This is a genomic window from Gordonia sp. HS-NH1 (assembly GCF_001418765.1).
Taxonomy (GTDB): Bacteria; Actinomycetota; Actinomycetes; order Mycobacteriales; family Mycobacteriaceae; genus Gordonia.
The window spans coordinates 89,626-101,500 of record NZ_LIYC01000013.1 but is presented as its reverse complement, the minus strand read 5'-3'; the positions used below and the strand labels follow the sequence as shown (position 1 = coordinate 101,500).

Below are 11,875 nucleotides of genomic sequence, written 5' to 3'. Positions count from 1 at the left end.
GAACGACGTGTCGTCCGACTTGAATGGACCCAAAAAGAGTTCAGCGGCTGGTGCCGCCGCGCGTCACCAACCGCTGAACCGGAATTCGTCTGCTCAGGTCTCCGAATCGCTGCCACCGAGCGAACCGCCGCCGATCGAACCCGCGTCGCCGAGCCCGCCGATGATCGCCTCGACCGCACCTCCGATCGCACCCGCTAGACCGCCCTCGACTATGCCTGCCATATCCGCCTCCTCGATGATGGTGAGATGTCCGGTGTCGGTCGCGCGTCTCACCTGGTCACACGACTCGGGTGCGACGTTACAGACCCATCACGGAATCGTCCTGCGATATGAATAATTCTTGGTTTGAATTCTCGAATGAGGATCTAAACAAAACGTGAATCTCGCGCCACCGACCTCAGAGTTGTCCCGACTGGATACATTCGCGGGAATTTCATGGTGGCATGGACCAATGGTCAGCATTCACGCGGCCGGGATCAGATCACGGTCATTGACGGCCGCCGACCGCCCGCTCGCACTCAACCTTCTCGCGGCGGGAATGCAGGAGGTCCCGGTCTATCGATGGCTATTGGGCGACGATGCCCCGGCCGAGGCATTCCGGTGGTACGGCGACATTCTCTTCACCGACCATCTGCCGGGCGCCCGGGGAATGTTCACGCCGGCCGGAGAAATGACCGCTCTCCTCGCGGTCGCCGGCCCCGATCACCGGACGCAACCGGTCGATGACGAACTGGCGGCCCGTTCACGGCATTTCGTCATCGCCCTCGACGGATTCATCACACGATTTCGAGAACTCCAGCAGAAATCCCGCGCCCGCTCTGTCGACGGCGCACACAGCATCGTCTTCGCGCTGGTCCACCCGGACCATCGCAGGCACGGCACACTCGGAGCACTGCTCGACCCGGTTCTGCAGCAGGCTCTCGACGCCGGCTCGCCGGTCACCGCCAGTACGGCCGACGAGCACATGATCGAGGTGTATGCGCGCAGATGGGGTGGGCGGGTCTACGACGAGTTCACCCTCACCGACGGTCCGACGGTCTGGTTCCTGAAGGTCGACCCGCCGGAGACGGTCTAGGTCCGCCGGTCAGACCGAGCAGCCGCCCGACTGTCCCTGCGACGACGTGCCGGTCATCTCACTCGTCAGCTGCACGTCCGAGCCGCTGATCCCGAACTCGAGCCCGGTGTCGGTGACCTTCAGCGAGTCGACCTGCACCTCGTCGAAGAACGGGCCGAGCGACGACGTCGTGATCTGGTCGACGATCTGCTGCGCGAAGTCCGGCGGGATGCCGAAGACCAGGGCGCTGGCCTTCACGACCTCGAAGTCGACCCGGCCGTCGTTCAGGACCGGCTTGATCGTCGCCGACACCGGCACCTGGAAGACCATGACCGGGAAGGCGGCCTGCACCTCGAAGGTGCCGTCGGCCGCATTGCCGGTGATCTGCTCGACCGCGCCGACCCCACCCGCTCCGGTACCGGTGCTCTGCCCGGCGCCCGCGGCCTGCTCCTTGCTCAGTTCGACGATCCGCTCGTAGGGGATGAAGCCCGTCCCGTTGAGACTGCGGATGTCGGTGGAGTTCTCGGTGCCGGAGATGCCGTCGGCGCGCATGTGCAGACGGACGCCCCCGGCACTGTCATCGGTGTCGACCTGGACGAACGGGATGTCTCCGCTGCCCTGCAGGATGATCGGCTTGCGGCTCAGCGAGACCTCGGTCGGCACGCCGGTGAGTCCGCTGAAGGACTCTTCGAGACAGTCGGTGACCTTGTTGCGCAGGTACAGCTCGCTTCCGACCGCGCCGATGACGACCAGCAGCAGCACCCCGACGAGGCTGAAGGCCACGATCTTGCCGGTGCTCCGCTTCTTGCGCGGCGAGGTGAGGACCGGGCCGCTGCCGCTGGGGTCGGCAGACCCCGGGGGAATCGGTCCCGACGCGGTGCCGGGGGGCCCGTACGGGTCCTCCCCGGGCGGGAACTGAGACGTCGGCGGCTTGGTGCCGCCGAGGCCCGACGTGTCCCCGTCGGACGGGGGGATGGCGGAGTAGGCCTGCGCACCCGGGACGATCGGTTCGGTCGCGAACTGTTCGGTCGCCGGGGGCTCGCCGTGCCCCGCGCCGGGCACCGGCCGCCATTCGCCGCCCTGTCCGGCCGGGGCCGGCTGACCGCTCGCGGGATCGGGATGAGCGGACTCACCGGCACGCGGATCGGGCGTTCCGGTCTCGTCTGGATCCCCGGGTGAGGAATCGGGGCGGGGCCTGTTGGTGTCGCTCATGGGTTCCGTCCTGGGTCGTCTGACTCGCGGAGCCGCGCGTGGGCCGGCGTCACGTCGTTGTCCGTTCCACCGCCGACCGGCAGGGGCCGCTCGTTGGCGAGGACTGCCAGTTGTGTACGGGCCTTCTCGACCAGCGCTAGGTCGAGGTCGTGCACGTCCACCCGGATGCTATCCGGATACGCGGCGACCAACGTACCGAATGGGTCTGTGATTTGGCTGTGTCCGATTCCGGTGGGCGCACTCGACGACGCGGCGTCCTCATCGGTGGGAAACGCCTGGTCGACGGCCACCACGAAGGTCGTCGAATCCAGCGCCCGAGCCGAGGAGAGCACCTCCCACTGGCGCAGCTTGCCCGGACCGGCGCCCCACGACGTGGGCACCACGATCACCTGGGCGCCCAACCGTGCGAGATGGGTGAACAGCGCCGGGAACCGGATGTCGTAGCAGGTGGCGACGCCGACGGTGACGTCTCCGACCTGGAACGTCAGCGGCTGAGAACCCGGCGCGACGTTCTTCGACTCGGTGAAACCGAATGCGTCGTAGAGGTGGATCTTGTCGTATCCGAGACGCGTTCCGTCGGGATGCGCGACGACGACGGTGTTGCGGACGCGGCCGTCACCGGACGGGGTGAACATCCCGGCCACCACCGTGACTCCGGACGCCGCGGCGACCTCGGACACCCCGCGCGCCCACGGACCGTCGAGGTCCTCGGCCACCGGCTTCAGCGGCACCCCGAAGCGGCACATCGTGGCCTCCGGGAACACGACGAGTTCGGCGCCGCGCGACGCCGCGTCCTCGGTGGCCGAACGCAACGTCGCCAGGTTGGCACCCGGGTCGTCGGTCGAACTGATCTGGGCCATCGCCACACGCATAGCGGCCAGACTATCTACCGGGGCGCGACTTCCTCCCACGGAACCGTGAGGACGTTGTCCGACAGGCGGCGCCGCGGTACCTCGCAGTCGATCCCGCGCTCGCGCAGCAGACCGAGCGCTCGACGCCACCGCGTGCGCGGACCGTACGGCGCCAGCGGTGCGGCGACGTCCCAGCACTGATCGGCCAGGGTCAGCAGGGAGTGGATCCGCTCACCCGGGACGTTGTGGTGGATCAGCGCCTTGGGCAGCCGCGCGGCCAGATCCGACGGACGGTCCGAATGCTCCGGCGCCCAGCTGAGGGTCAGGCTCACCGGACCATCGGCGTCGAGCAATAACCAGCTGCACCGTCGGCCGATCTCGTCACACGTGCCCTCGACGATGACACCGCCCGGAGCGAGCGCGGAGCGCATCCGCGCCCACGCGTCGTCGACCTCGTTCTCGTCGTACTGCCGCAAGACGTTGAACGCGCGCACCACGTGCGGGCGCAGGCCCCCCAACTCGAATCCGCCGACCGCGAACCGGACACCCGCGCGTGGCTCGACGACACGTTCGGGGTCGATCTCGAGTCCGACCATCTCCAGCTGCGGAGCCACCCGACGCAGGCGCACGGCCATCTCGACGGTCGTGTCCGGACGCGCACCATAACCGAGATCGACGACCAGGGGACGCGGGGTGTCCAGCGCCGACCGCACCAGCGGCGAGTGGGCCATCCATCGGTCCACGCGCCGGAGCCGGTTGATGTTCGTCGTGCCCCGGGTGACGCGTCCCTGTGGTCTGGGAGTTCGGTGTGATCTGGGTGTTCGGCCGAGACCGGGCCTGCTCACAAGTTCTTGTCGACCCAGTCCTTGGCGTACTCGGCCTCGGCACGGAAGAGGTCGACGAGGTTGATCAGGATCATCTGCTCGAGCTTGCCGTTGACGAACGGGACGAAGACCTTCGCCTCACTGGTCCGGCGGATCGTGCAGCCGCCGTTGTCGGTCGGGAACAGCTCCTGCCAGCCGTTGAGGCTGCCCGGACCCGCCGGGATCGACGCGTTGTAGGTGCCCTTGGTGTTGTCCGGGTCGAACGGACCCAGCGTCTCCTCGCGGGTGATGATCATGTCCTTCTTCATCACCGTCTGGGCGAGCGCGGGTAGCTGATCTCGCCCGATGGTCTGCTTGAGGACCACCCGAATACCCGTCTCGTCGGAGACGAAGGAGTCGACCTCGCAGTGTGGGGAGATCATCTGGAAGCCTGCCATCATGTCGTCCCAGTACTGCTTGATGCTCTGGGCCTGGTAGAGCTTCTCCGCGGACTGTGCGTACCGAGCGGAGTAGCTGAGCCGTCGTGCCATGCAGACCAGGCTACGTCAGCGGATTTTCGCTCTCCCACTCGACGGTGTGTCCGCGCTCGGCGTCGAGCAGCGCCGACAGCTCGCTGACCACCGCCTTCTCGATCTTCCCGCCGAACAGCGGGAGGTTCACCGACACCTCGGCCTTGTTGTCGGTGGTCGCCGGATCACCGGTCGTCAGCGTCGTCCCGGTGACGTCGACCGGCACCGGAGCTCCGTCGACCGTCGCATGCGTCTCGCCCTCGATGCGGTCGTCGACCAGGCGATATGTGTTCTTGCGCGGAATCCGCAGGTCGCCCGGCATCACCTTGGTGACCGCGGAGGGCAGCTTGTCCGCGGGGATGCCCTGCTGGATCTCCACCGTCACCGTGTCCCCGGCAATGGTCACCTTCTCGACGTGACCGTGTCCGGAGTTCATGCGCTCGACGAGGTCGTGCCAGTACTTCTCGGTGGTGTAGATCGCCCACAGGCGCGCGGTGGAAAAGGGATAGGACACCGTGTGCTGCAGCTTGCTCGCCATGATGAGAACGCTACCGCTCGCCGGTTAACGTTGAGGACGTGACCGACACGCAGGCGCCGCTGAGCGCGCCCCTCGCCGAGCTGACCACCCTGCGTCTGGGCGGCCCGGCGCGCGAGATCCTCCGGTGCGAGGACACCCGCACCATCGTGGAGACCATCCTCGACCTCGACGAACGCTCCGAGCCGGTCCTCGTGGTCGGTGGCGGCTCGAACCTCGTCATCGGCGACGCCGGGTTCGACGGGACCGCGGTCGTGCTCGCGAGCGGTCGCATCGAGTTCGGCTCCGGCCGCGAATCGGGCCGCGCGCACGTCGTCGCCGACGCCGGGGTGGGCTGGGACGAACTGGTCGCCGCGACGATCGACGCGGGCCATGGCGGACTGGAGTGCCTGTCCGGAATCCCCGGCGCCGCAGGAGCGACCCCGGTACAGAACGTCGGCGCCTACGGCGTCGAGGTGGCCGACATCCTGCGGTCCGTTCAGGTTCTGGACCGACGCTCCGGCAACCTGCGGTGGGTCTCCCCCGCCGAACTGGGCCTGGGCTATCGAACCAGCAATCTCAAGCACCGCCACGACTTCGTGGTGGTCGCGGTGTCGTTCTGGCTCAACGAGAATCGCGCGAGCCAGCCGATCCGCTACCGCGAACTCGCCACCCGCGTGGGCGTCGAACCGGACGACCGCGTCGATGCGGCCGCGGTCCGCTCGGCCGTCCTCGAACTGCGCGCGGGCAAAGGCATGGTGCTCGACCCGGCCGACTTCGACACCTGGAGTGCTGGTTCGTTTTTCACGAACCCGATCGTGCCCGGCGAGGACACCCCGGCGGTACTCGAACGAATCGCGGCGCGCGTCGGCGACGATGTCGCGATCCCGACCTATCCCGCCGGTTCCGACGACACCGATCCGGCGGTCAAACTGTCGGCGGGGTGGCTGATCGAACGCGCCGGGTTCCACCGCGGATACCCGGGCCCAGACGCCGCGGTCCGATTGTCGACCAAACACACTCTGGCACTGACCAATCGGGGCGCGGCGACCACCACGCAGCTCCTCGACCTGGCGCGCGAGGTGCGCGACGGGGTCGCCGAGGCGTTCGGGGTGACGCTGCGGCCGGAGCCCGTTCTGGTCAACTGCAGTCTCTGACCCGGCAATTCGTCAGACCGACTGGACGTCCTTGCGCTCCTCGGTGTCCCGGCTGCTCTCGGCGACGACGTCGTCGAGGAGGTCGTTGAACCGTTCGGTGGCTTCGATGCTCGACATGTGACCGACACCCTCGTACACCACGAGCTCGCGCAGAGATCCGTTGCGCCGCAGCACGTCTGCCATCTGCTCGGCGTGCAGTCGTGGGGTGAGGCGATCCTCCGTGCCGACGACGACGGTGGTGGGCACCGACAGTGCTGCCAGTCCGGCGGTGACGTCGAGCTTTCCCATCGCCGATCCCCAGCCGGCGCGGGCGCGCGGTGGGCACGCCCCGATCATCTCGTCCACGAACTCGACGTGCGCCCGGCGGGCATTCGGCCCCAGCGCGATGTAGTGCGAGAAGCGCACGCCGTATGACGTCTTGGGAATGGGCACCGGGACCGAGGTGATCATCTTCGCGGCCGCCGGCGCGAACGGCTTGGCGTAGACCGGCAGGTCGACCGGGATCAGCAGGTGGTTGTCCATGACCGCCTTGGCCGCGGTCGACACCAGCACCACCGACGACACCCGTGATCCGACCTTCTCGGGATTCTGGGCGGCCCACGACATGATGGTCATCCCGCCCATGCTGTGGCCCACCAGAATCGCGCGACGGTCGTCGGGCACCGCGGCCTCGAGCACCGCGTCGAGATCCTCGCCGAGCATCGCGATGGTCGGTCGGCGACGACCACGCTCGCTGCGGCCGTGACCGCGCTGGTCGTAGGTGACGACACGCCGGGAGCCGCCTTCCGACGCGGCGAGGTGATTGATCTGCGGGTACCAGTAGGCGGTGTTGCAGGTCCAGCCGTGGACCATCACGATGACGTCACCGGTGTCGTTCGCGGCCGGGTCGTCCGAGTCCCCGTAGACCTCGACATTGAGCCGCGTCCCGTCGGCGGTCCGGACCTCGACGCGCTTCGGCGGGTTGTCGGGCCGGGTCAGGAGGTCGTCCGGGCCGTCGTCGACGGCGACGTCGGCGTGTAGGGCTTCGCGCGCGAGCCGCGTGAAGATGGTCCCGATCCCCACCGCGACCGCGCCCGCTCCGATCGCGGTGGCGACACCGCCGGCACTGGCCAATGACTTCGTGTTCACGCGGCACTCCTCACCTGGGAAGGACCCTCATCGGTCCTCTGCGAGGCACCGAATTCGGTCAGCGCCCCGTCTCGGGATTCAATGTACCAATGTCCGTTGTCTCATAGTTCGGCTGTGCCGGCTCCGACTGCTCGTCGTCGGACCCACCCGTATCGAACACACCCGCGTCGGACTCACTCGTGTCGGACACGATCGGCGCGGGCACCTCGGCGTCGAAGTAGGTCGCCGCCTCACCGATGGCCTTGGAGATCTGCTCGTCGAGCGCCTTGCGGAAGGTGGTCTCGACGATCTCGTGGGCGATGGGCCGGACGGTCTGGATCAGGTCGGCCATCTCGCTGACCCCGGCCTCCCCCAGGTCGGGGAGGTTCTCGTCGAAGTACTTGTCGGTGATGATCGAGACGAAGCTGGTGGCGACGTCCTCCAGATCTTCCTGGACGCGTACCCACCGGTCGAGCAGGACGTCGATGTCGACTCCGCTCTTGACCAGGATCTCGGCACCCTCGAGCAGCTCCGGGTTGCGGATGGCGTAGTGCGCACCGTCCTTCGCCAGCAGCCCGAGCTTCTGGCTGAGGGCGATCGACCGGTCGCTGGCGTTCAGCGTCTTGCGCAGCTCGGTGATGGTGATCGTCGCGGCGCGCTTGAAGTTGCGGAACCGCCCGCCCTTCGGCGTGCCGCGGAGGATCTGCTCGACCCGCATGCCGTGATGCGCCGCGTGCAGGAGCTCACTGATGGTGGCGAAGGTGTAGCCGCGCTCGAGCATGCGCGAGATGAGGTTCAGCCGGACGAGGTGCTGGTCCGAGTACCAACCGGCGCGACCGCGGATGGTCGGAGGCGGAAGCAGTCCGCGGTCCTGATAGACCCGGATGTTGCGAACGCTGACCCCGGACGCCTCCGCCAGGTCGTTGATCCGATATTCCGCCACGTGAGTCAGGCCCTTTTGCTGAACCAGGACTTGCCCTGGACGTCGTCGACTCGTTTGCGCACGTCGACGAGGTAGACGAGCATCGCGACCACGCCGATGATGCCCAGGAAGTTCACCGCCCCGAAGAACCAGATGAACAGGGTCGCGGCGGCGAGGATCGACACCCAGATGACCTTGGTCTGCCGGTCCACCGCCGGGAAGGCGTCGGGCCGTTGGATGGCCGCATGGATCAGCGCGACGGTCGAGGCGATTCCCGCGACCAGCGTCAGGGTCAACATGATCAGACTCTGGCCGTATGCCAATACGCTGAAGAAGTCCACGTCGAACACTGTAGTCGCGCGAGTCCGATTTGCTGCGACACCCTACGACGCGGAGCGGTCACCCGGCCCGTCGACCGTCACCCGGAGCGGGTCAGTCGGCGCCGGGCGAGGCCTTCTTCGCGGGGGCCTTCTTGGCCGGGGCCTTCTTCGCCGCGGTCTTCGTCGCAGTCTTCTTTGCCGCAGTCTTCTTTGCCGCAGTCGTCGTTGCCGGGGTCTTCTTCGCCGCGGTCTTCGTTGCCGGGGTCTTCTTCGCCGGGGCCTTCTTGGCCGCGGCCTTCTCGGCCGGGGCTTTCTCGGCCGCCGTTGCCTTCTTTGCCGGGGCCTTGGTGGCTCCCGCGGCCTTCTTGGCCCCCGCCGTCTTCTTGGTGGCGGCCCGTTCGGCCGCACCTCGGACGGCAGCGGCCTTCTTGGTGGCGGCCTTCGCAGGCGCCTTCTTCGCGGGTGCCTTCTTCGCGGCGGCGTTCTCGGGTGCGGCCTTCTCGGGTGCCGCCTTCTGGGGTGCCGTCTTCCGGGGCGCCGACTTCGATGCCGGCTGGGTCGTGGCCGGCGGCTCGGGAGCCGAGTCCACCGCCGCCGTGTCGACGGCCGCCTTGTTCTGCTCGACCTTCGCCGCGGCCTCCGGCGAGAGGACGTCGGGTACACCCGGCCCCGACTTGCCGGACCGCGCGATGCTCGCCGGGGACTCGGCGTCGCCGCCATCGGTGCGGTTGGCGAGCTTCAGAGCGCGTTCGCCGACCGCCCGTGTCTGCCCGGAGATGGTCCCCAGCGCGTCTTCGGTGAGACCGACGGCGTCGTTGTACACCTTCTCGAGCTTCGGGAGATTCTCACCGACGAGGGGTTGCGCCTTGAGCTTCTCCACGGCCTCGTCGCGTCGTTCCGACAAGGCGGTCAACAGTCCCGCGGCCACCGCCAGGTACGCCTCGGCCACCTTGCGCAGTTCCTCCGGCGAGAAACGCGCCCGCAAGTCCTCGATCTCCGCCGGCAACTCGACCGGTAACGCCGACAGCTTGGTCCGCGCCTCCTCGAACAGGGCCAGCGCCGTCGCGAGCGCCTCGTCGATCCGTGCCTGCGCGTCGTCCTTCGACCCGGTCAGCCGCGCCTCGAGCTTCGACTGTGTGGAGCCCACGGTCTCGACGAGCTTCGACTGTGTCGAACCGACGGTCTCGGCAAGCCTCGACTGGGCGTCGGCGACCTTCGCCTGAGTGGAACCGACCGTCTCGACGAGCTTCGATTGCGCCTGCTCGCTCGCGGCCTCGCCGCGCTCGCGCACGTCTGCGAGCAGAGCAGCCACCTGCCCCACGGCTGTGGTCAACGGGTTCTCGCTCATCAACTACTCCTTGCCGGTCGACTCGATCGTGTTCTCTTTACGGAATGACTCATAGATCTCCAGCAACATCTGCTTCTGGCGTTCGTTGATGGAATCATCTGCGATCAGAGCATCGCGGACCGGGCTCGCGGGGCGTTCTTCGAGAATCCCCGCCCGGACATACAGGACCTCCGCGGAGACCCGCAGACCCTTGGCGATCTGAGCGAGCACATCCGCCGACGGTTTCCGCAATCCGCGCTCGATCTGACTGAGGTACGGATTGCTCACTCCCGCCCGCTCGGCGAGCTGGCGTAGCGAGACCTTGCCGGCGACCCGCTGGGACCGGATGAAGGCACCGATGTCCTGGGCCGCGTTGGCCACGGCCTCCACCGCCTCGACCGCGATCGGGGTCGTCCCGTCGGTGTCGTCCTCCTCGGCTCCCGAGCCGGGACCGTCTGCGGTGGTGGGTGATTCGACCGCGCCGCCGGAGCTCGTGCCCGCGTCTGCGACCGAGGCGTCGTCCGCGTCGAGAGACGCTTCGTCCTTCTCGGGCTGCATCAACGCTCCGTTCTCCTGGACCTGCCCCGGTGTCGTCGGTCGGGGCGTTCGGCGATGTGTCCGACTTTCGGCCCGTTCCCCAGTATCAACACGACTGCTAACCCGTGCAAGCACACAGCAAACTGTCCGGCACCGCCACCGGGGGCGGTTCCGCCGAGCCAGACGTCACGAGAAGATCAGCACCGATGCGGAGTAGATGACGAGCCCGGCCAGTGCACCGACGACGGTGCCGTTGATGCGGATGAACTGCAGGTCCCGGCCGACCTGGAGCTCGATCTTGCGACTGGTGTCGTCGGCATCCCAGCCACGCACGGTCTCGGTGATGACCGAGATGATCTCCTGCGAGTAGTTCGCGGCGACGTGATGTGCGACCCTCGCGACCCAGCCGTTCATCTTCTCCTGCAGCGGACGGTCGTCGCGGATTCGCTCCGCGAGTTGGATGATCGAGTCCGACAACGTGTTCCGCAGGGTGCTGTTCGGGTCCGACAGCATCTCCTCGATCACGGCCTTGCCGGTCTGCCACGCCGTCGACGCCGCGCCGGTCACCTCGTCGCGTCCCACCAGTTCGAGCTTGAGAGCCTCGAACTTGGCGATCATGTCGGGATCATTCTGCAGGTCGTCGGCGAACTTCTCCACGAATTCGTGCATGGCGCGCCGCAATTCGTGATCGGGGTCCACCCGGACCTTGTAGGTGAAATCGACGAGTTCGCGATAGATCCGGTCGCCCACCAGGTTGTTGACGAACTTCGGCGTCCACTGGGGCCCGTCCCGGTCCACCACCCGGTCGACGAGGTCCTGACTGCCGACCGCCCACTCGTGGGCACGGTCACACAGAAGCTGGAACACCGGCTCCAGACGGTCCTCGGCGATGAGCTGTTCGAGGATGCGTCCGGTGGGGGGCGCCCACTGCGGTTCGGCCGCCCACTTCAGCGCGGCCTGGATGAGCTGTTCGACGTCCTCGTCGCGCAGCATCTCGGCGGCGAGCTTGATCGCGCGCGCGGCTTCGCCGCTCACCCGCGGAGCGTTGCGCGGGTCCGCCACCCACGTCGACAGTCGGCGCGGGAGGTCGAGTTGTTCGGCGCGGTAGACCACGACCTCGGGCGTCATGAAGTTCTCTTCGATGAAGCCGCCCAGCTGATCGCCGATGTCGTCCTTCTTCTTGCGGATCAGCGCGGTGTGCGGGATCGGGATGCCCAGCGGGTGGCGGAACAGCGCGGTCACCGCGAACCAGTCGGCCAGCGCACCCACCATCCCGGCTTCCGAGGCCGCGCGAACGTATCCGACCCATGCCGCGACGTCGGCGCCGTCGCGATGCTCGAGGTATCGGGTGAACAGATACACGATCGCCGCGAAGACCAGGAAGCCCGTGGCCACCGCTTTCATCTTGCGTAGGTCCTTGCGCCTGCTCTCGTCCCCGGCGCTGTTCTCGCCGAATCCGGGAGAGGACGCCTTGGCCGGCGGACCCTCGTGCTGACCGGCTACTCCCGGGATGACTGTCGATGCCATGGAACCAGTGTCAC

The 11,875-nt window shown here is 67.6% G+C and carries 14 protein-coding genes; 2 read left to right on the top strand and 12 right to left on the bottom strand.

Annotated features, from left to right (window positions below):
* Nucleotides 1-93: 93 nt before the first annotated feature.
* Nucleotides 94-222 carry a hypothetical protein gene (locus tag AMD30_RS25705; RefSeq protein ID WP_264186680.1) on the bottom strand — a complete coding sequence of 43 codons (129 nt, stop codon included), beginning with the start codon at nt 220-222 and terminating at the stop codon, nt 94-96.
* A 229-nt stretch (nt 223-451) separates the two neighbouring features.
* On the opposite strand from AMD30_RS25705, the gene AMD30_RS11720 reads away from it, so the two are divergent.
* On the top strand, nt 452-1,075 hold the full coding sequence (locus tag AMD30_RS11720) for a hypothetical protein (protein ID WP_055475753.1): 624 nt from the start codon (nt 452-454) through the stop codon (nt 1,073-1,075).
* Nucleotides 1,076-1,084: 9 nt separating this feature from the next.
* Here the strand turns inward: AMD30_RS11720 and AMD30_RS11715 are convergent, their stop codons facing one another.
* The 5 genes from AMD30_RS11715 to AMD30_RS11695 all read right to left on the bottom strand — a co-directional run bounded on the left by AMD30_RS11715 (nt 1,085) and on the right by AMD30_RS11695 (nt 4,988).
* Nucleotides 1,085-2,266 (bottom strand): hypothetical protein, encoded by a 1,182-nt coding sequence (locus AMD30_RS11715; RefSeq protein ID WP_055475752.1) that lies wholly within the window; start codon nt 2,264-2,266, stop codon nt 1,085-1,087.
* The gene (locus tag AMD30_RS11710; protein ID WP_055475751.1) at nt 2,263-3,138 is read right to left on the bottom strand and encodes a carbon-nitrogen hydrolase family protein; all 876 of its coding nucleotides are present in this window, start codon (nt 3,136-3,138) and stop codon (nt 2,263-2,265) included. The genes AMD30_RS11715 and AMD30_RS11710 overlap by 4 nt, the downstream gene beginning before the upstream one ends.
* Nucleotides 3,139-3,152: 14 nt before the next feature.
* Entirely contained in the window at nt 3,153-3,848 is a 696-nt protein-coding gene (locus AMD30_RS11705; RefSeq protein WP_231632692.1) for a class I SAM-dependent methyltransferase, read from the bottom strand.
* Nucleotides 3,849-3,958: 110 nt separating this feature from the next.
* Nucleotides 3,959-4,471 carry a DUF2505 domain-containing protein gene (locus AMD30_RS11700; RefSeq protein ID WP_055475749.1) on the bottom strand — a complete coding sequence of 171 codons (513 nt, stop codon included), beginning with the start codon at nt 4,469-4,471 and terminating at the stop codon, nt 3,959-3,961.
* A gap of 10 nt (nt 4,472-4,481) precedes the next feature.
* Complete coding sequence (locus AMD30_RS11695) at nt 4,482-4,988, bottom strand: DUF2505 domain-containing protein (RefSeq protein ID WP_055475748.1); 507 nt, start codon at nt 4,986-4,988, stop codon at nt 4,482-4,484.
* 38 nt (nt 4,989-5,026) lie between these two features.
* Here AMD30_RS11695 and AMD30_RS11690 point away from each other — a divergent pair, with 38 nt between their 5' ends.
* The gene (locus tag AMD30_RS11690; protein WP_055475747.1) at nt 5,027-6,121 is read left to right on the top strand and encodes a UDP-N-acetylmuramate dehydrogenase; all 1,095 of its coding nucleotides are present in this window, start codon (nt 5,027-5,029) and stop codon (nt 6,119-6,121) included.
* 12 nt (nt 6,122-6,133) lie between these two features.
* Here the strand turns inward: AMD30_RS11690 and AMD30_RS11685 are convergent, their stop codons facing one another.
* The 6 genes from AMD30_RS11685 to AMD30_RS11660 form a co-directional block, all read right to left on the bottom strand.
* Nucleotides 6,134-7,249 (bottom strand): alpha/beta fold hydrolase, encoded by a 1,116-nt coding sequence (locus AMD30_RS11685; RefSeq protein ID WP_055475746.1) that lies wholly within the window; start codon nt 7,247-7,249, stop codon nt 6,134-6,136.
* 58 nt (nt 7,250-7,307) lie between these two features.
* On the bottom strand, nt 7,308-8,171 hold the full coding sequence (locus tag AMD30_RS11680; protein WP_055475745.1) for a MerR family transcriptional regulator: 864 nt from the start codon (nt 8,169-8,171) through the stop codon (nt 7,308-7,310).
* A gap of 5 nt (nt 8,172-8,176) precedes the next feature.
* Nucleotides 8,177-8,500, bottom strand: a complete 324-nt coding sequence (locus AMD30_RS11675; protein ID WP_010842804.1) for a DUF2516 family protein — start codon at nt 8,498-8,500, stop codon at nt 8,177-8,179.
* An 82-nt stretch (nt 8,501-8,582) separates the two neighbouring features.
* A complete protein-coding gene (locus tag AMD30_RS11670) occupies nt 8,583-9,818 on the bottom strand; it encodes a hypothetical protein (protein ID WP_055475744.1) in 1,236 nt (411 codons plus the stop codon).
* Between the two features lie 3 nt (nt 9,819-9,821).
* Nucleotides 9,822-10,355, bottom strand: coding sequence for a helix-turn-helix domain-containing protein (locus tag AMD30_RS11665; RefSeq protein ID WP_010842806.1), 534 nt, complete (start codon nt 10,353-10,355; stop codon nt 9,822-9,824).
* Nucleotides 10,356-10,520: 165 nt separating this feature from the next.
* On the bottom strand, nt 10,521-11,861 hold the full coding sequence (locus AMD30_RS11660) for a DUF445 domain-containing protein (protein ID WP_055475743.1): 1,341 nt from the start codon (nt 11,859-11,861) through the stop codon (nt 10,521-10,523).
* Between the last annotated feature and the right edge of the window lie 14 nt (nt 11,862-11,875).